Origin of the sequence: Collinsella sp. An271, assembly GCF_002159695.1 — a bacterium.
GTDB classification, from domain to species: Bacteria; Actinomycetota; Coriobacteriia; order Coriobacteriales; family Coriobacteriaceae; genus Collinsella; species Collinsella ihumii.
The window spans coordinates 1-19,354 of sequence record NZ_NFJE01000021.1 but is presented as its reverse complement, the minus strand read 5'-3'; the positions used below and the strand labels follow the sequence as shown (position 1 = coordinate 19,354).

Genomic DNA, 19,354 nt, shown 5'->3' with positions numbered 1-19,354 from the left:
GAACGGGGGTGGTCGGCGCGCGCATGCTCAAACCCGAAAGTTTTTCGTGCTCATTCCCGAAAGGTCCCCGCGCTCAAACCCGTAAACAAGACGCTATCAAATACAGCCGGGCCACGTGCGCGCAAGGCTCCGGTATACTTGCCCCTCGAGAGGAAGATGGAGCTCGTCGCCCGCTACGAGGCGGGCGAGCGCGCCGCCGACCTCGCCGCCGAGGCCGGCGTGACCGGGCCGGCGGTGACCGGCTGGGCGCGCAGGCTCCGCGAGGAGGGGGCGCTGGCGCTGGTGACCGACGACGAGGTGAGGGCGCGGGCCCCGCAGCCCGCCGGGCCGCCCTCGGAGCTGGAGGCCCTCAGGGCCCGCTGCGAGGAGCTGGAGCTGGAGAACGCGATACTGGCCGGCACGGTCGAGATACTAAAAAAAGGCCCAGGCGCCGACCCGTCCGCCCTGACGGCGGCGGAGCGGGCGGCGCTGGCTGAGTCCCTCAGGGGCCGGTTCGGGCTGCCGCGCGTGCTCGCGGCGCTCTCTCTGCCCAGGAGCACGTTCTACCACCGCCTCTCGCGCGCCGCGGCGGACCGCGACGCCGGCATCAGGGCCCTCGTGGCCGAGGAGTTCCGGGCCTCCGGGGGCCGCTACGGCTACCGGCGCGTGCACGCCGCGCTGCGGGCCCGCGGCGTCGTCGCCTCCGAGAAGCGCGTGAGGCGCGTCATGCGCGAGGAGGGGCTCGAGGCCGCGAGGCCCCGCCGCCGGCGCTACAGCTCCTACGCCGGCGAGGAGGGGCGCGCGTGCGCCCCGAACCTGCTGCTCGTCGACGCCTCCCGCGACCTGCACGACTTCTCGGCCGCCGCGCCCGGCGAGGCCATGGTCACGGACGTCACCGAGTTCAGGCTGCCGGACGACGCGCGCAAGGTCTACCTCAGCCCCGTCATCGACCTCTACGACGGGGACGTCGTGTCCTTCTCGGCCGGCACGAGCCCCTCCAAGGCGCTCGTCTCGGAGATGCTCGCGGGGGCCGTGGCCGCCGCGGGAGGGGGCTTCACCCTGCACTCCGACCGCGGCTGGCACTACCGCACCCCCGACTGGGTCGCCGCCTGCGGGTCGGCGGGCGTGACGAGGTCGATGTCGCGGAGGGGCCGCTCGCCCGACAACGCCGCCTGCGAGGGCTTCTTCGGCAGGCTGAAGGTCGAGTTCTTCCACGGCAGGGACTGGTCGGGCTGGAGGGCGGAGGAGTTCATCGCGGAGCTCTCCTCGTACATCCGCTGGTACCGGGAGGGCCGGCTGAAGGCCTTCCGGGAGGGCGGCCGGACGGTGTACGATACGATCAGGGGCCGAAGGGAGCGGCTCGGGCTGGCCGCCTAGGCCTGTCCAGGAAATCGTCCGCATCCCCGTCCGCAACAGCAAAACAGAAATTTCTAGCCACTTTTGGAAATGGGTGTGCTGCGTGTCGGGCTTGCGGCAGCAAAAAGGCCCCGCGGGACGAACCGCAGGGCCTGACTCAAAGCGCGATGATGCCGAAACGGGCGACCTACAGCGCGAAGTCGCCGCCGATCAGCTTGGAGACCGAACGCTCGCCGTACACGGCGCTGATGGCGTCGGCGAACTCGTTGGCGACGGTGATGGTCTTGATCTTGCCGCCCACCTCGACGGGGATGGAGTCGGTGACCACGCACTCGACGATGGGGGCATCGTTCAGGCGCTCGATGGCCGGGCCGGAGAAGATGCCGTGGGAGGCGCACACGTAGATGTCGCCGGCGCCCATCTTCTTGAGCTCGCGCACGCTGGCGCACAGGGTGCCCGCGGTGTCGATCATGTCGTCGTTGATGATGCAGGTCTTGCCCTCGATGTCACCGATGATGCCCATGACCTCGGCAGCGTTGTGGCGCGGACGGCCCTTGTGGGCGATGGCCAGATCGCAGCCGAGCATGTCGGACAGCATCTTGGCGGCCTTGGCGCGGCCCACGTCGGGGGACACGACCACGAGGTTGTTGGTGTCGAAGCCCATGTTGTTGTAGTACTCGCCGAACAGCGGCAGCGCGGAGAGCTGGTTCACCGGGATATCGAAGAAGCCCTGGATCTGGCCCTGATGCAGGTCGAGGGTGATGATGCGGTCGACGCCGGCGCGCTCGAGCAGGTTGGCCACCAGGCGCGCGGTGATCGGCTCGCGCGGAGCGGCCTTGCGGTCCTGGCGCGCATAGGCGTAGTGCGTGATGACGGCGGTGATGGTGCGGGCAGAGGCGCGCTTGGCGGCGTCGGTGGCCACCAGCAGCTCCATCAGCATGTCGTTGACGCTCGGCCCGGCGATGGACTGGACCAGGAACACGTCAGCGCCGCGCACGGACTCGTCGAAGCGGGCGTAGATCTCGCCGTTGGCAAACTTCTCGAGGGCGAGGCCCGAGAGCTCGACCCCCAGGATGTCAGCGATCTTCTGCGCCAGCGGCCTGTTGCATGAGCCCGAATAGAGGCGCAGCGACTTGTACATCTGCTGGGTCAATTTTTGGTCCTGTGTTGGCATCTGCCCGTACTCCTTTGTTTGTGGACTGCCATACCCTAGCTATGCTACAGACGAGCGCGCCTGCGCTCGGTGTAACCCTCTACGATGCGCTGCTCGGTGCGCTCGATGGCAAGCGCGCCGTCAGGGACATCCTTGGTGATCGTGCCGCCGGCGCCCGTGATGGCGTCGGAGCCGATGTGAACGGGGGCGACCATCATGGTATCGGAGCCGATGAACGTGCGGTCTCCGATCACGGTGGCGTGCTTGTTTTTACCATCGTAATTGCACGTGATGGAGCCTGCGCCGATGTTGACGCCGGCGCCCATGGTGGTGTCGCCGATATAGGAGAGGTGGGGGACCTTGGACCCCTCGCCGATCGTGGACTTCTTGATCTCGACGTGCGTGCCGACATGCGCGCCGTCGAGCAGGTGCGTGCCGGGGCGCAGGTAGGCGCGCGGGCCGCAGGTGACGTCGTTCTCGACCACGGCGTCGATGGCGACGGTTTCGTCGAGCGAGCAGCCGTCGCCCACGTGGGTATCGGTCAGGCGCGTGTTGGGGCCGAGCTGGCAATCCTCGCCGACGACGCATGCGCCGATCAGGTGGGTCTGCGGCCACACGACGGTGTCGCGGCCGATGGCGGCGTCGGGGCCGATCCAAGCCTGCGCGGGATCGATGAACGTGACCCCTTCGGCCATGAGGCGGCTGTTGATGCGATCGCGCGCGATGGCGATGAGCTCGGCGAGCTGTGCGCGGCTGTTGACGCCGAGGCCCTCGCGGTAGTCGTCGCAGTGGTAGATGGAGACGGTCTGGTCGGCGGATTTGAGGATCTCGACCATATCGGGCAGGTAGTACTCGCCCTGCGCGTTGTCGCATCCGATCTCGCCGATGTGGGCGGCGAGTTGCGCGCCGTCGAAGGCGTAGCAGCCGGCGTTGCACTCCAGAAGGGAAGCGGCCTGCTCGGGCGTGCAGTCCTTCTGCTCGACGATGCGCTCGACCGCGCCGCCGCCGTCGAGCTGGATGCGGCCGTAGCCGAACGGGTCGGGCGGCGTCATGGTCAGGACCGCGGCCGCGCTACCGCCCTCGGTGACCGTCTGGGCGAACGACGCGATGGTCTCGGGCTGGATCAGGGGAAGATCGCCGTTGAGCACGACGACGGGGCCCTCGTGGATGCCGGTGGCCTCGAGGGCGACGCGGACGGCGTGGCCGGTGCCCAGGCGCTCGGTCTGCTCGACGCACTCGACGGCGTCACCGTAGGCGCCGGTCAGCAGGGCGCGAACCTCGTCGGCATGGCTCCCGATAACGACGACGATGCGATTGCAGCCGGCGTGCAAGGCGGCGTCGGCTACCCAGCAGATCATCGGCTTTCCCAGAATCTTGTGCGAAACCTTGGCATGGTTGGATTTCATGCGGGTTCCCTCGCCTGCGGCCATGATGATTGCGGTGACGTCCATCGGACTCCCCTCGGATCGTGGTGCATACTGCGCGGCCGCCCGCCGGGGCAATCGAGCCGCACGTGCATGAATGATACCGCAGCGTGCGCGCACATCTGCATCTTTCAGATACAAATCACCGCAGGATGAACCGATGGGTCAGTTATGGCCGATTTGGGCCCCTCGACGCATTTGATGCATCATCGCTCGACGATTGCGCGCGGAGCTTGCCGTTTCCGTTTATCGTCTGCATGCAGGTCGGGTTGTCGCGCTGTGGGGGCGGGCTGAGGAGGCGCCATGCGTTTTCGAGTTGCGAAACCAGAAGTGCAGGGTTATGAATTCAGGATTATTGCTTTCGAGTCGACAGCGCGGGTCGGTGGGGCCTCTCGCTTCCTAGGAGTCGAGAGGCCCGTGGAGTTTTTTGCTTGGGTATGCCGGGATAAAGACAAGAAGTGCGGATTAAGAGTCTTGTTTTCCGTCTCGCGCATCACCCTCGTCTTTGTTTTTGGATGCGTAAAGGGTCGCAACGTTTATCACGGCTAATCCTCCGATAAGTGCCCCGCATGACACCGCCTGTCCCAGAGCACCAAGAATAACAGCCCCTATGATCAGCATGGCGTTAAGAGCGATTGTTCCGCGCTGGGCTCGGACGATTTGAGACGCGTCGGTATCCGACGCGTCGTCTAAACGTTTCGATTCGGCTTTATCGAGTTCAATCGCGCTCTTAACGATTGCGTTTTGGGCCTTCTGAGATTCATCGGCCCATTCCACAATCATTTTTTGGACATCGATGGGGTACTGATTGAACTCATCCGGTGGGGGAAGTATGCCACTCCAGTATCGAGACGCTATTATCTCGGCACGACGCTCGGCCGACGCATCCTCGTATAGCTCATCTATTTCCTCACCGTTGCTCGGAGAGATTTCTCTTCGATAATTCTGGCGGCCTTCACCGTCACCATTCCGCTCGATCCCCTCGTTGCGGTTTTTTTCATGCTCTTGACCTGGCGGCTCATATCGAGGCCCGGCCAGATTGGCATTGTTTTCACTGCGGATGTCATCGTCCAAGACCTCCTCCTTTTCTTGCAACGCGAAGAACGCACTTGCAGTATACCCCAAATCGGCTGCTTAAGCTGATCGTCGCCCTCTTGCTACACCTGCGCATGCCTAGGTCTAACCCATTATGGGGTGGACGCCGCGGCCCGGGTGGTGTACCTAAAGCGTGGGGTACGGGGTCGGAATGCCGTTGCTGTGGGATATCACCGGGTCTCGTATTTTGAGAATATGAAGTGCCCGAGCTCGGTATTTGGCTCTTCTGTTGCGGTGGGGCGTACAAAAATCTGGTAATTCTGAGTAACATTTTGCGAGCATAAAACCGCAGCGTAGGGGTAGATATCATTAATGAACACACCGGTTTTTTCGGAAGGCGGGTCGCATCCACGCACGGCCCGCCTCCTTTTATGCCCGCCCTTGAAGGAGGGACGCCTATGCATGGAGACACCATCTTGCTCATGACGTTCGTGCTCGCGCTCGTCGCCGCGTTCGCCGGCGGCATGGTCGCGCGCGCCCTGCGCCTGCCGCCCATCGTCGGCTACCTGGTCGGCGGCCTGATCGTCGGCCCGTTCACGCCGGGTTTCTCGGGCGACTCGCACGCCATGAACCAGCTGGCCGAGGTCGGCGTGATGTTCATGATGTTCGGCACGGGCCTGCACTTCTCGTTTAAGGATCTGAACGAGGTCAAGGGCATTGCGGTGCCCGGCGCCATCATCCAGATCGCGCTCGGCACGCTCGCCGGATACGTGCTTGCCGGCGCTTTCGGATGGGAGCCTGCCGCCGGCGTCATGCTCGGCTTGTCGGTGAGCATCGCCTCCACCGTCGTCCTCATCAAGAACCTGACCGACGCGGGCCTCTACCAGAGTCGCGGCGGCCGCATCGCCACCGGCTGGCTGATCGTCGAGGACTTGGCCACCGTCGTGATCTTGGTGGTGCTGCCCGTCGTGTTCGGCCCGGGGGAGACCTCGCCGGCCGAGCTTGCCTTCGAGCTCGGATTGGCGCTCGCCAAGACCGTCGCCTTCGTGGCGCTCATGCTCGTGGTGGGCTCGCGCGCCCTGCCGTGGCTGCTCGCCAAGATCGCGCGCTTCTGCCCGCGCGAGCTGTTCCAGCTCGCGGTCGTCGTCATCGCGCTCGGCACGGCGCTTGCTGCGGCCATGCTCTTCGACCTGTCGTTCGCCCTCGGCGCGTTTCTGGCCGGCGTGGTGGTCGGTACGTCCAAGCTGTCGCACCGCGTGGCGGCTGAGGCCATCCCGTTTCAGGATCTGTTCTCCATCATCTTCTTCGCCAGCGTGGGCATGATGGTCAACCCCTCCACGCTTACGGCGCATGCCGGCGAGCTCGTGGCGCTCGTCGCCCTCATCATGGTGGGCAAGTGGCTCATCAACATGGTGCTCGGCGCCCTGTTCTCCACCGGTCTGCGCGCCTCGCTCACCATTGCGGCGGGCCTGTCGCAGATCGGCGAGTTCTCGTTCATCATCGGCCAGACGGGTATGTCGCTCGGCGTTCTGTCGGCCGACCAGTACAGCCTCATCCTGGGCGGCGCGGTGATTTCCATCGCGCTCAACACGTTCGTCTTCAAGCTGGAGCGGCCCCTGGAGCGCGCTATTGCCGCCCGCCCGCGCCTGGCCGGCATCTACGAGCGCAACGTGCCCAGAATCGAGCTGCCCGACGAGGAGATGAGCGGGCACGTGGTCGTGGTGGGCTACGGGCACGCCGGCTCAAGCGTGGCCGACGTGCTGCGCGGCCTCGAGGTCCCGTGTCTAGTGGTGGAGCGCGACCTGGCGGTGGCCGAGAGCGCCGAGGAGGACGGCTGCGCGGTGCTGTTCGGCGACGCTGCCAACTCCGAGATCCTGAAGCACGCCCACCTGGCGGGCGCCCGCGTGCTCGTGATTGCCATCCGCGGCGAGTCCTCGGCCGAGGTCATCGCGCGCGAGGCCCGCGCCCAGGCGCCGAATCTGCGCATCGTGGCGCGCGCCGACAACGACGACGCGGTGGTGGCGCTCGTGGAGGCCGGCGTGAACGAGGTGGTCCGCCCCGAGCTCGAGGGCGGCATCGAGCTCATGCGCCACGTCCTGCTCGACCTGGGCTATCGCCCGCGCCAGATCCAGGGCTATGCCAACGACCTGCGCGAAAGCGGCTATGAGGCCCTGGCCGACGGCTCGCGCGCGCAGCGGCGCATGGCCTTCGACCGCATGCTCGCCTCCATGCGCGACGTGGACCTGCACTGGGTGCGCGTGGGCGATGGCAGCGCGGTGGCCGGCCGCACGCTCGCCGAGCTGGACCTGCGTGCCGAGGTGGGCGTGAACGCCGTGGCCCTGCGCCACGGGGACGCCATCGAGATGTTCCTGGACGGCTCCACCGTGCTGTCCGCCGGCGACTCGGTGGGCCTCATGGGCACTTCGGAGGCCCTCGACCGCGCCGAGGCCCTCCTCGCGGGAAAATAGGGACAGGCGCTATTTTCTCATCTCTCAAAAGCTGGCCCCCGTCTCTCAGATTTGAGAGACGGGGGCCAGCTTTTGAGAGATACCTGAGAGATGAAGAGCGCGCGGGCTTCGGCCGGATGCCTGGGATATGCCGAATTACCTGGTAGGAACCGGGGCCGGCGTCTCTCAGGTCTGACTCAAATCTGACTCAAATCTGAGAGATGTCTGAGTCAGATTTGAGAGATATCTGAGAGTTACCTGAGAGACGACCCCGGGAACACGGTGCCTGCCCCCATGCTCCCGTCCGCTACAGGTCGATCACGAGCTCCACCGGGCAGTGGTCTGATCCGAAGATGTCGCTGCGGATCGTGGCCTCGCGCACCTGGTCGCGCACGGCGTCGCTCACCAGGAAGTAGTCGATGCGCCAGCCCGCGTTGTTCTTGCGCGCGTTGAAGCGGTAGCTCCACCAGCTGTAGGCGCCCGTCTCGTCGGGGTGGAGCAGACGGAACGTATCGGTAAAGCCCGCGTCCAGAAGCTCGGTGAACTTTCCGCGCTCCTCGTCGGAAAAGCCCGCGTTGCCGCGGTTAGACTTGGGGTTCTTGAGGTCGATCTCCTCGTGTGCCACGTTGAAATCCCCGCAGGTCACGACCGGTTTGCCAGCCTCGCCCTCGAGGCCCTTCAAAAACGAGCGGTAGGCGTCGTCCCATGCCATGCGCGTGTCGATGCGCGCCAGCTCGTTTTGCGCGTTGGGCGTGTAAACGTCCACGAACCAGTAGCTGTCGAACTCGAGCGCGCACACGCGGCCCTCGGTCACGGCCGTCGCGACCAGCTCGTTGCCCGCGGCATAGGGCAGCAGGCTGTCGGCACGGCGCACCGATAGCGGCTCCTCGCGGCTGAACACCGCGGTGCCCGAATACCCCTTGCGCTCCGCGTGGCTCCACGTCTGAACGTAGCCGGGCAGCTCGACGGCGACCTGCCCTTCCTGCAGCTTGGTCTCCTGTATGGCGAGGATGTCGGCATCGAGCTCGGTGGCGATATCGGTGAAGCTCGGCTCCTTTTTGAGCACGGCGCGCAGGCCGTTGACGTTCCACGAGGCGAACTTGTATGTGCGCATGGGGTGCTCCTTTGCATGCGATGGCGTCTGCACGAGATGACGTGCGAGGCCTATTGTGGCATAGCGTCGCATGTCCATGTCGGGGGAACCGCTCCATGCTTGCGGTCGCCGCCGGGAAGGATCGCGCCCGTGCACCCTGTCGAATTGAGACATATCACGTGGCACTTTAGGGATTCTTTGTTCCAAATCACGGTTGACCGGATCGTATATGCGCGCGCATGCGGCTCGAGGACACTATAATAAGAACACTTTCGACGATACCGCGAACGGCGCGCCGGGCCTGCGCGCCGCGCTTCGCCTTTAGGGGAGGATTGCCCTCATGCCGGATGACATTCGTTCCAACGACGTGGAGCGTTGGCTTCACGTCAGCATGCTGGCTGTCAAAATCGTTTCGTTCGCGCTGATCTGCGCGAGCATGCTATACCTTGCGGTCGCCGGGGCGAACTACGCCGTGCTAGGCGCCATCTTCTTCGACGCCGAATACCAGGCGACCGTGAGCGTTATCGGGTTCTCGCTGGTGCTGTTCGCGCTGACGCTCGCCTCGGGCATCTTGGGCATATGGGCGGCAGGCAGGCGCGACAACATGTCGATGCTGATCTTCTCCGGCGTGAGCCTCGTGTCCGTCATCGTGATGATCGCGGGCGTCTCCACGTCGTATTTCAGCGATTATGACAGCGCGTTCAGCGATGTGATCGTGACGGCGCTGTGCGCCACGTTCGCCGTGTTCGCGGTGCTCGCGGTTGTGGCGGGCGTTGCATGGACCGTGCTGCAGCGCAAGGCCCCCACCATGTACGGTGAGGCCGAGGGCGAGCCAGACGCCGAGTTCGAGGAGGAGCCGGTCGAGGAGCCCGAGCTGGAGGACGCCGCCCAGTTTGCGGGCGATCTGGAGGGCGACGAGCCCGCCCTACTCGAGGACGCCGATCTGGAGGCGGAGGCCGAGGACGAAGGCAAGGCCGAGATCGAAGACCTCGAGGACGAGGCCGACAAGACCGAGGTCGTCACGATCCCTGCCACTTGGGCGGCTCCGAGCGATAAGACCGAGGACCTGATCCAGGCCGCGCTCAGGGCACGCGGGGAGCTGGCGCCCGCGGCAGCCGAGCCCGCGGCCGACGATGAGGATGACGATGCGGCGGGCCTCACCAAGGTCCCGCTGGATTTCATGGCGTTCGAGGACCATGCGGTGCCCTCGCCTGCCCCTGCACCCGCTTCCGTTCCGGTTCGGCCCGCGTCGGCGCCCGTTGTCGCGCCCGCGTCCGAGCCCGTCGAGGATCCCGAGCCGCCCCGTCCCGCCGGCAGGCGCTATGCGTCCGGCGCGGTGCCCGTGCCCAAGGTCGCGCGCACGGCCCGTCACCTGACGATTCCCGAGGGCGTTGCCCCGGCGCCGGTGCCGCAGGCCCAGCAGCCGGCGAGCGCCCCGCGCAGCCTGGACGAGACGTATGCGGGCGAGATCGAGTGGGTCGACTTCGGCGCGCAGTCCCGCGTGGTCGACGACATCGATGACGATGACAGCGTCGGCGGTTTCCTCGGCAAGCATTTCGGCCGCAAGCGATAGGGGATGCTGGGCGTCCTTTGATGCCCCGGCCATCGCGGGCGAAAAGGCGACTCCGGCGGGATGCCCCGCTCGAACGTGTCGAACACCCCGCAACCGTACCCATAACTGCGGGTGAGGGCCCATATGAGGGCTCTCACCCGCAGTTCTGGGTACGGTTACGGGGCCCTCTTAGCGGGTAACCAGCTCACGAGGCGTGTCAGGCGGGCTTTGGCCCGCCTTTCTTGTAGCCATATCCGTACAATAGAGAGTGCCGTGCGAACCACATGCGAAAGAAGGCAGGCTATGGCATCTCAGGTCATCTCGGATCCCCAGGAAGCGGCGCAGGAGCTCGCGCATCTGTTCGACACCCATCAGCACACGGTGTTCTTCGGCGGCGCCGGCGTGTCCACGGCGAGCGGCATTCCCGATTTCCGCAGCGTGGACGGGCTCTATCATCAGCAATTCGACTATCCGCCCGAGACCATGCTCTCGCACAGTTTCTACGAGAGCCATCCGGCGGAGTTTTTCGACTTCTACCGCAAGAAGATGATCGCGCTGGGCGCCAAGCCCAACCAGGCGCATCTCAAGCTCGCCGAGCTCGAGCGCGACGGCAAGCTCGATGCGGTCGTGACCCAAAACATCGACGGGCTGCATCAGCTGGCCGGCTCGCAGGCGGTCTGGGAGCTTCACGGCTCGGTGCACCGCAACATCTGCCAGGCGTGCGGTGCGAGCTATAGTGCCGAATGGATCTGCGTGCGCGAGAGCGAGGACGAGCGCGGCGTGCCCGTCTGTCCCGCTTGCGGTGGGCGCATCAAGCCCGATGTCGTGCTCTACGAGGAGCCGCTCGACGACCGCGTCATCATGGGCGCGGTCGACGCTATCGCGCACGCCGACATGCTCATCATCGGGGGCACGTCGCTCGTGGTGTATCCGGCGGCCGGCCTCACGCAGTATTTCAGGGGCGACAAGCTCGTGATCATCAACCGCGATCCCACGCCGCAGGACCGCAATGCGGACCTGCTGATCTCGTGCGACATCGCTCAAGCGTTCCGCTTTTAGCCGCACGTCGTTCATTCGTAGATTCATCGCATATGGACGGATGCGTCCCGTCCCATGATGGAGCAATGGCCCCGCTGCCGGGCGCCATTGCTCCATTCATGTTTGAGGACGGGAGGCAGTATGGCTGAAGAATTCGATCGGAATACGAAAAGCTTGCTCGGATACGACGGAGTGGAGGAAGTGCAGCCCCTGGCGGTGTGCACCTTGGATGAGCAGCGCGCGGAGCTTGCGGCCGACCTTGAGCTGTATCTGGCGCGCTGTACCAACGAGCGGCGCCTGGACGACAAGACCGTGAAGGCGTATCGCTGCGACATCCTGCAGTTCATCGACTGGATTACCGAGCGTAGGCTCACCTTCAACCGTGAGGCGATGCGCCTGCATCTGGTGCATCTCAACGGTAAGTTCTCGGCCAGCACGGTGCGTCGCAAGCTCGCGTCGCTTCGGGCGTGGACCAACTGGCTCAAGCGCGAGCATCTGATATACGCCACGCCGTTCGAGGATCTCGAGGTCAACGTGCGCCAGCCGTTGCTTTTGCCGCGCACCATAGCGCTGCCTGATCTGCGGCGGATATTGGAGCCGTCCGGGCGGGCGCAGAAGGGGAGGCCCAGAAAGGGAGCGTGGCAAAAAAGCGCGATCGCCCTGCGCGACCAGACCGTGCTCGAGCTGCTGACGGCGACGGGAATCCGCGTATCGGAATTGTGTTCGCTTGATGTAGAGAGCATCGACCTCTCGACGCAGCAATTGAGGGTGTTCGGAAAGGGGTCGAAAGAACGCATCGTGGTGCTGGGATCGAAGCAGACGCTGGCGGTGCTCGAGGTATATATGAAAAGCCGCAAGGGGCCAAAGACCGCCTGGGCCCAACCGCAAAGCGAGGCGCTGTTCCTGAGCAGGACTATGCAGCGGCTGACCACCCAGGCGGTGCGGAAGATCATCCGCAAGCGGACGCAGGAGGCGGGCGTGGAGCTGCACATCACGCCGCACATGTTCAGGCACACGTTCGCCACCACGCTGCTGGAGCAGGGAGTGAGTATTCGATATATTCAACAGCTTCTGGGTCACAGTTCGGTTAAGACCACGGAACGGTACACGCATGTCTCGTCGTCGAGTCTGCGAGCGATCATGGAGGAGCACAACCCGCGCGATGTGGTCAGCGAGGCCTGGTATTCGGGGTCATTTGAATCGCGGATGGAAACAGTGCAGAAATAAAGGAGGAAATTGGGATATGTTCAAATTCGCGGCGAGCACCTATAATTTCGGACGTGCCGGAGGATTGACCACAATATATGGTGGTAAAACGGCCAAATCACACCAGAAATGCAGCTTAACGTCGCGCTTCTTAAGATTTAAGAAAAAAGCCTGACGAAAAAAAGGTAGACAAAGAATAAATCGGTGCTAGACTGGGTCACACCGGTAGAGCTTAGGCTACCTTCGTGCCGTTTTTTAGCAAAAGGCTAGAAGTGGTTCGAAGGAAAGGTTAAACTCTATAACTGGCGATTATCTGTTCCTTACGGAAGGAGAAAGACGTATGACAGCTTGCGTCAACAGGAAGCACACTAAGAAGGTGGCAGCCGTCGTGACCGCGTCCCTGGTGGGCGCGCTCTCGCTGGGCGTCGCCCCCGTGGCCGCTATGGCGGACACCGGGATCGAGACCCTGGCGCTGTCCGCCGGGGAAGCCTTCAAGCAGGGCGCAATGACCGAGGCGACCGACGGCGAGGGCCGCAACCTCGAGATCCCCGCCGACGGCATCATCACCGTCGAGGCCGGCAAGTGGGTCGTCCCGACCGAGATCACCCCGAAGGACTCCGACCCCGTCGAGGTCATCGACTGGGTTGCTTCTGGAGAGGATTCCTCCATCCAGAATGCTGAGATTACCTACACTCTCCCTGATGGCACGACAAAGGCTCACAGCGCAGTGTCCGATGCTGATTTTATGGCTCCCGGTCGATACACCGCGAACGTGAAGATGATCAAGGGTGACTATAACGGTAGCAGCATTTCCGTTACCTTTATCGTCGAGGCGCCCGCAGACCTCTCCAACGCGACCGTCTTCGATGCCTCCAACGGCTCGAAGAACGTTTCCGACACCACCTTCACCTTCAACGGACAGAACCAGGTGCTCGGAGTTGCCGTTGACGGCAAGGTCGTTGACCCGTCTAAGTACAGCATCCAAATCGACAAGCGCCTGAACGCCAACGGCGGACAGGACGTTCAGAACAACGTCGCTGCGTACGATGCGGGTACCTACATCGCCAACATCAAGGACACCACCGGTACTGTCAAGGCCAAGGTCACGTTCACGGTCGGCCGCCTCAACCTCTCCGATGCCGATGTCGCGGTCGCGGACATCAAGAAGACTGACGTCACCACCACCATCGCTACGGTCGATGAGGTCTCCGTCGACGGCGTCAAGTTCACCACCGCCAGCGGCTTGGTGAGCACTCTCGTCGACGCCACTTCCGGCCAGACCGGCAAATCCACCGTCATCGTTACCCCGGGCAGTAGCGCCAACGGAAACGTGATCGGCTCTGCCTCCGCCGAGCTCAACGTCGTCGAGAAAGTCGTCAAGACCTCCGACGTTTACTACAACGGCAACCCGGTCCCCGCTACCGTTCCTGTGAATCTTGCCGACGGACAGTCCTTCATGGCCAACAGGATCGAGGTCAAGGATCCGATCAGCCGTGAGAACATCAACTCTGCCTACTTTACCGTGACCTACAAGGACGCCAACGGCAAGGATGTCGACGTTGCCGCTCTGAGCAACCCCGGCGTGTACACCGCCACCGTCGAGGTGAACGCCGAGGCAAGCCACTTCGAGTACGGTTGCGAGGTCATTAACTTCAAGATCAATGTCCAGAGCGCTCAGATCGAAGATGGCGATAGTATCGTCTTCAAGTACGACGGCAAGATCGGTAACAACTTCCAGGACACTTACACCGGCGAGGACTTCCTGCCCCAGATTGAGACCATCGTCCACACCAAGTGGGGCGACGACCTCGTGGCCGGAACCGACTACACCGTCCAGGCCTACAACGCCGACGGCGACAAGGTCGATCAGATCGTTGACGCAGGAAAGTATGAGGTGAAAATCGAGCTCAAGGGCAACTACGGCTCTTCCATCACCTCTGCCGACCTTAAGTGCGACTTCGAAGTCACCGCTCTGAACCTCTCCTACGGTCTCTATGTCAACGGTGGAGACCTGACCTCCTACACGTGGGATACCGGCACCGACGGTATTGCCGACAAGACCGTCTGGTACCTCAGCTACACCGGCGAGGATCTGGAGCCTTCCTTCGAGCTCGGCTATTATACCGATTCCGACGGCAAGGTCGTTGAGTACCACTCCGACATCGCCAACAAGCTCACTTGGCACGCGCTTCCCACTGAAGCTGTTACCGTGACCGGCTACCGCTACGACGGCAAGCCCGTTGACGCCCTCAACGCCAAGGGCGAGTACACCGTGGAGTTCGCACTCGAGAACGATAACTACGTGATTCGCCCGGCCGCTGGCACCGGCGTCAAGAAGAACGCCACTACCAACGTCATCACGGTCTCCGAGTCCAACGTCGCCTTCGCCGACGTCGATCCGAACGAGTGGTACGCCAAGTCGGTCTTCGAGGCCAAGCAGCTCGGCTACATCAAGGGCATCCAGGGCTCCAACCTCTATGCCCCGAACGCCGCGATTAGCCGCGCCGACGCGCTCGTGATCATCTCCCGCATGGCCGGTGCAGATGTCTCCTACGGTGAGGACTGGCTGTCCCAGAACATCGGCTACGTGACCCGCTACAGCGACGTCGACGAGAACGCCTACTACGCCAAGGCAATCGCTTGGGCGACCAAGGTCGGCATCGTGCACGGCTACGGCGACGGCACGTTCGCCCCGACCAAGCAGATCACCCGCGAGGAGTTTGCGACCATGCTCGCAAACTACGCAAAGGCAGCCGGTAACTTCGACGCTGCCGACGGCTCCGCTCTCGACGGGATGTCCGACGCCGCCTCCGTGTCCGACTGGGCCGAGGAGTCCGTCGCCTGGGCCGTCGAGAACGGCGTGATGGGCAACGGCGGCTTCATCGCCGCTCAGAGCGACATCACCCGTGCCGAGGTCGCCGCGATGGCGGTCAACTACCAGCCCGACGGCATCTCCTCCGACGTCATCGGCTAGGGTCCAGCATCCTGATTCCGACCTGATGTCACGGCCCGCCCCCTCGGGGGCGGGCTCACCGGTGGGCTCTTCCTCTAGAGAGCCCTCCCGTGAGCCTTCGGCTGAAAGTTGCAAGCTGTCGCACGAGGCAAGACGCCCGGAGGGCCGCCGAGACCGCTCGGCGGCCCTCCGGGCGTTTCTCTGTCTCTCATCTCCAGTAAAGAACCCTTTGGAAGGAGGCCCGCGTGAGGCTGAGCGTCGTCGTACCCATGAGGGACTGCTACGGGTACGTGGGGCCCCTGCTCGATAACCTGGACATGCAGGGGCTCGGCGAGGAGGAATACGAGGTCGTCGCCGTCGACGACGGTTCCGCGGACGGCACCGCGGCCGAGCTCTCCCGCGAGGCGGCCTCGAGGCCGAACCTGCGGGTTGTCAAGCTGGACGGACGCGGGGCCGGGGCGGCGAGGAACGCCGGCACGGACGCCGCCCGGGGCGACTTCCTCTACTTCATGGACGCCGACGACTCGCTGCTGCCGGGTACGCTCGCGCGGCTTCTCTCTCGCGCCGAGGCCGACCGCCTCGACTGCCTGCTGTTCGGCGGGGAGCCCGTCTACGCGACGCCCGAGCTCGAGCGGCTCGTCCCCCAGTACCGCGGCCTCCTCGAGAGGAGCTGGGCCCCGGAGGGGGTGGTGACGGGGCGGGACGCGATCGTGGCGCAGGCGGCTATCGGAGACTTCTGCCCCTGCGTGTGGCTCATGCTGTTACGGACGGGCGCGGTGCGCGCCGCGGGCGCCCGCTTCCCCGAGGGGATCGTCAACGAGGACAACGCGTTCGCCCTGCGCGCTGTGCTCGGCGCGGGGCGGCTCGCCGTGGACCCGGGAAGCTTCTACCGTTACTCCGTGCGCGAGGGGTCCGTCACTTCCTCGAACCGCTCGGGCGAGGCGCGTTGGCTCGCGCACCTCGAGCTGCTGGCCATCTTCGAGGGCGAGGCCCGCGCGGCCTGGGCCGATGGGGACACCGAGCTCGCCGCCGCTGTCCGGGAGCTCTCGTCCTGGTTCGCCGAGGTCTGCGTGCGGGACTGCCCCGACGACCCCTTGAGGGTCCTCGCGGGACGTCCGGAGGCCGCCCCGCTCTCGCCGGCCGCGCGCCTGGCCGGGACCGCGGCGTGCGAGCGGGCCAGGGCCGAGGTCGCGGAAGATCACTCGCGCGCGCTCGAGGCCGAGCTGGCTGGACGGGAGGCTCCTGGGGTGCGTCAATCCATGGCGTTGCTGCGCGAGGCTCTCGCGAGGAGGTTCGGGCACGGGGGCACCCGCTGACGGCGGCGCTCGGTACCATCATGCCCGCTGCTTCGATAATGCATGGACTAACCCGCGGTAACCTTCGCCGCATGAAAAGCCGACTGGGCCCCAGCGGTATACCCGCTGGGGCCCAGTCGGCATCGAGCCTCGTGCGACAGCTTGCAACTTGAGCCAAAGGCCTGTGGGGAGGCTCTCGGGAAAGAGCCCTCCCGCAGGCCCTCCCCGCGAGGGGAGGGCCCGGGAAACATCGGGTGCGCCCGGTGCAGCCTTTATGCCTTAGAGGGCCTCGGGCTGGTAGTTGACCGCCATCGCGGCGACCTCGGCACGGGTGATGTTGGACTGGCCGGCCACGAAGCCGCCGTTGCCCATCACGCCGTTCTCGACGGCCCAGGCGACGTTGTCCTCGGCCCAGTCGGAGACGGTGTTGGCGTCGGACATGCCGTCCAGGGCGCCCTCGCCGGCAGCGGTGAACTCGCCCATGGACTTGGCATAGTTCGCGAGCATGGAGGCGAACTCCTCGCGGGTGATCTGGGCGTACGGGGCGAAGGCGCCGTCGCCGTAGCCGTTGGCGATGCCGGAGGCGTGGGCCCAGGCGAGCGCCTTCGCGAAGTAGGCGTGGCCGTCGACGTCCTCGAAGCCGGTGACCCAGCCGGTGCTCTCGCTGTACTGGTAGTCGCCCAGGGCGTTGTCGCCGCCGGCCATGTTGAACAGGATGCACACGGCGTCGGCGCGGGTGATGTCGGCCTCGGGGGCGAACAGGTTCGTGCCGGAGATACCGTTCACGTAGCCGAGCTCGCGGGCCTTGTAGACCGGGCTGGCGTACCAGGCGGAGGCGCTCACGTCGGAGAAGCCGGCCTTCTTGGAGATCTGGAACACCTCGGTGGTCTCGACCGTGCCGGCATAGTGGTCGTTGTTGGAGTTGACCGTCACCTCAGCGAAGTAGTAGCCCTCGTCCTTGAGGTCGTTGGCGCTAACTGCAGCGCCCTTCACGTATGCGTCCTTCTTGGCGTTGTAGGTTGCCTTGAAGTACTTGACGCCGATTCCGGAATTCGGGAGCTCGACCTCAGCGCCGGTGTACTCCTTGCCGGTGTAGCCGATGAAGTCGGGCTTGACTGCCTCGCCGGTGTAGGCGACAACAGGAGATGCGGGCTTCACGCTCTGAATCGTAGCCTTGGTAATCTCGATATTAACAATCTCCTCGGGAAGGCCCGTTCCGGGGAAGGAAACGACAACCTCGTACTTCCCAGGCTCGACCATCTCGTCGACGGTGTCCTTCTCACCGGAGATACGGTAGGAGACGGTGTAGTCCTCACCTGCGGTCAGGACCTTCCTGCCGTCCTTGACCACGATGCTCGGAACAACAGCCTCGCCGGTGTAGGAGAACTGCTCGTTGTTCGCGGCCTTGCCGTCAACGCTCGCATAGACTTTCGGAGATCTAATCGTCTTGGAGACAACCCTGAAGGTATAGGATTCCTTCGCACCGTAGGCGCAGTTGGGCGGGGTGGCGACCTCGAAGACCACCTTATACTCGCCCGGCTCGTCGTAGGAGGTGACCTCCTGGCCGTCCTTGGTGACGGTGACCTTCACGGGCACCTCGTCGCCGCTGGCGAGCTCGGCGTAGACCAGCGAGGGGTCGAACGCCTCGTTCTTGGAGGTCTCGAACTCATGGCCACTGCCGAAGAAGAGCGAAGCAAGGCCCTCGTCGTAGTAGATATCTGCCGTCTCGCTGACGATGTGCGCGGTAACGGTGACGGGCTGACCGGTCACGTTGGCGCCGCCCCCGATTTTCGAAACGCTGAACAGGTAGGTTCCCGCAGCATAAGAAGTTCCGGGTCCCACCGAAGGAGCTCCGTTAACGGCACCGGTGGTGTCCGTATAGGATACGAGCTTGGCCTGAAGGAGCCCACTTGCAACAGGAGCGCCGTCGACAAGGACCTTAGAGTTACTCAGGATGTTCGAGCTGGAGAAGGGGAGGCCGGTAGAGGTGTTCACAGTCTCGATAACGATGCTCGCCTTGGAGAGATCGAGCTTATTGACCGTGAAGCTGACGGTCGCCTGGCTGTTCGCGTAGGCACCCTTGCCGGTCAAGAGCGCGGTGTAGGTGCCCGCGTCGACGATACCCGTTGTGGGGATGGTGGTCAGCCACTGGATATCACAGTCGCTAGAGCTGAGCACATCGCCGTCGGAGTTCGCGAAGGCAACGTTGATCGTGCTGCCGTTATACGTGAAAGCGGTGTCGGAGGTGTCACTCGCATCGGTGGAATTGACCTCGTAGGCGAACGCTCCGTCGAGAGTCTTGGAGACGGGGGCAACGGAGAAGCTCTGCTTATGCCAGACGAAGGTCGAAATGTCGGCAGTGCTGCTGACATTCTTGACCTTGAGGGTCTTACCGTCAAGTTTCACGATTGCAGCGATGTAGCTGCCTCCGTTTTTCGGCATACCGCCCTTCTGGCCGTTAACGGCATCTGCCTTCCTGACGATGTTGCCGGCGTTGTCGAAGTAGATGACCATGTAGTCGCTGGAGGAAACTGCGTTGCCGTATACGTCGGTGACGGACTCCAGGGCGAAGATGTCGCCCGGCTCCACGGTGTAGGAGCCATACTCATTGGCCTCTGTGTTCCACTTGAACGTGGAGGCATCCCAGATTTCCTGCGCGGACGCGTTCGACTGCAGATCGATGCCCGTGTCGGCGGTGTCCGCCATGGCGGCCGCGGGGGCGGCGCCCAGGGAGAGCGCGCCCACCAGGGACGCGGTCACGACGGCTGCCACCTTCTTAGTGTGCTTCCTGTTGACGCAAGCTGTCATACGTCTTTCTCCTTC

Annotated in this window: 12 protein-coding genes; 7 read left to right on the top strand and 5 right to left on the bottom strand. The window is 64.2% G+C overall.

What is annotated here, in order from left to right; all coding sequences use genetic code 11:
- Positions 1–138: 138 nt before the first annotated feature.
- Positions 139–1,356: an IS3 family transposase gene (locus tag B5F74_RS11780; protein WP_143753884.1), complete on the top strand. Its 1,218-nt coding sequence runs from the start codon at positions 139–141 to the stop codon at positions 1,354–1,356.
- Positions 1,357–1,522: 166 nt separating this feature from the next.
- Here B5F74_RS11780 and B5F74_RS11775 read toward each other — a convergent pair whose 3' ends face one another.
- The 3 genes from B5F74_RS11775 to B5F74_RS11765 all read right to left on the bottom strand — a co-directional run bounded on the left by B5F74_RS11775 (position 1,523) and on the right by B5F74_RS11765 (position 4,986).
- Positions 1,523–2,509 (bottom strand): ribose-phosphate pyrophosphokinase, encoded by a 987-nt coding sequence (locus B5F74_RS11775; protein WP_066830489.1) that lies wholly within the window; start codon positions 2,507–2,509, stop codon positions 1,523–1,525.
- 44 nt (positions 2,510–2,553) lie between these two features.
- On the bottom strand, positions 2,554–3,939 hold the full coding sequence (glmU, locus tag B5F74_RS11770) for a bifunctional UDP-N-acetylglucosamine diphosphorylase/glucosamine-1-phosphate N-acetyltransferase GlmU (protein WP_087202712.1): 1,386 nt from the start codon (positions 3,937–3,939) through the stop codon (positions 2,554–2,556).
- A 438-nt stretch (positions 3,940–4,377) separates the two neighbouring features.
- Entirely contained in the window at positions 4,378–4,986 is a 609-nt protein-coding gene (locus B5F74_RS11765; protein ID WP_087202710.1) for a hypothetical protein, read from the bottom strand.
- Positions 4,987–5,405: 419 nt separating this feature from the next.
- On the opposite strand from B5F74_RS11765, the gene B5F74_RS11760 reads away from it, so the two are divergent.
- Entirely contained in the window at positions 5,406–7,415 is a 2,010-nt protein-coding gene (locus tag B5F74_RS11760) for a cation:proton antiporter (RefSeq protein WP_087202707.1), read from the top strand.
- A gap of 286 nt (positions 7,416–7,701) precedes the next feature.
- On the opposite strand, the gene B5F74_RS11755 is transcribed toward B5F74_RS11760, so the two are convergent.
- Positions 7,702–8,508, bottom strand: a complete 807-nt coding sequence (locus tag B5F74_RS11755) for an exodeoxyribonuclease III (RefSeq protein WP_087202706.1) — start codon at positions 8,506–8,508, stop codon at positions 7,702–7,704.
- Positions 8,509–8,827: 319 nt separating this feature from the next.
- Here B5F74_RS11755 and B5F74_RS11750 point away from each other — a divergent pair, with 319 nt between their 5' ends.
- From B5F74_RS11750 to B5F74_RS11730, 5 genes are all read left to right on the top strand, one after another.
- Positions 8,828–10,060 carry a hypothetical protein gene (locus tag B5F74_RS11750; RefSeq protein ID WP_087202704.1) on the top strand — a complete coding sequence of 411 codons (1,233 nt, stop codon included), beginning with the start codon at positions 8,828–8,830 and terminating at the stop codon, positions 10,058–10,060.
- A gap of 282 nt (positions 10,061–10,342) precedes the next feature.
- Complete coding sequence (locus B5F74_RS11745) at positions 10,343–11,098, top strand: NAD-dependent protein deacylase (protein ID WP_087202702.1); 756 nt, start codon at positions 10,343–10,345, stop codon at positions 11,096–11,098.
- 120 nt (positions 11,099–11,218) lie between these two features.
- Positions 11,219–12,304, top strand: a complete 1,086-nt coding sequence (locus B5F74_RS11740) for a tyrosine-type recombinase/integrase (protein WP_158095788.1) — start codon at positions 11,219–11,221, stop codon at positions 12,302–12,304.
- Between the two features lie 319 nt (positions 12,305–12,623).
- Complete coding sequence (locus B5F74_RS11735; protein ID WP_087202698.1) at positions 12,624–15,257, top strand: S-layer homology domain-containing protein; 2,634 nt, start codon at positions 12,624–12,626, stop codon at positions 15,255–15,257.
- 224 nt (positions 15,258–15,481) lie between these two features.
- A complete protein-coding gene (locus B5F74_RS11730; protein WP_087202697.1) occupies positions 15,482–16,552 on the top strand; it encodes a glycosyltransferase in 1,071 nt (356 codons plus the stop codon).
- Positions 16,553–16,810: 258 nt separating this feature from the next.
- Here B5F74_RS11730 and B5F74_RS11725 read toward each other — a convergent pair whose 3' ends face one another.
- On the bottom strand, positions 16,811–19,339 hold the full coding sequence (locus B5F74_RS11725; protein WP_087202696.1) for an S-layer homology domain-containing protein: 2,529 nt from the start codon (positions 19,337–19,339) through the stop codon (positions 16,811–16,813).
- Between the last annotated feature and the right edge of the window lie 15 nt (positions 19,340–19,354).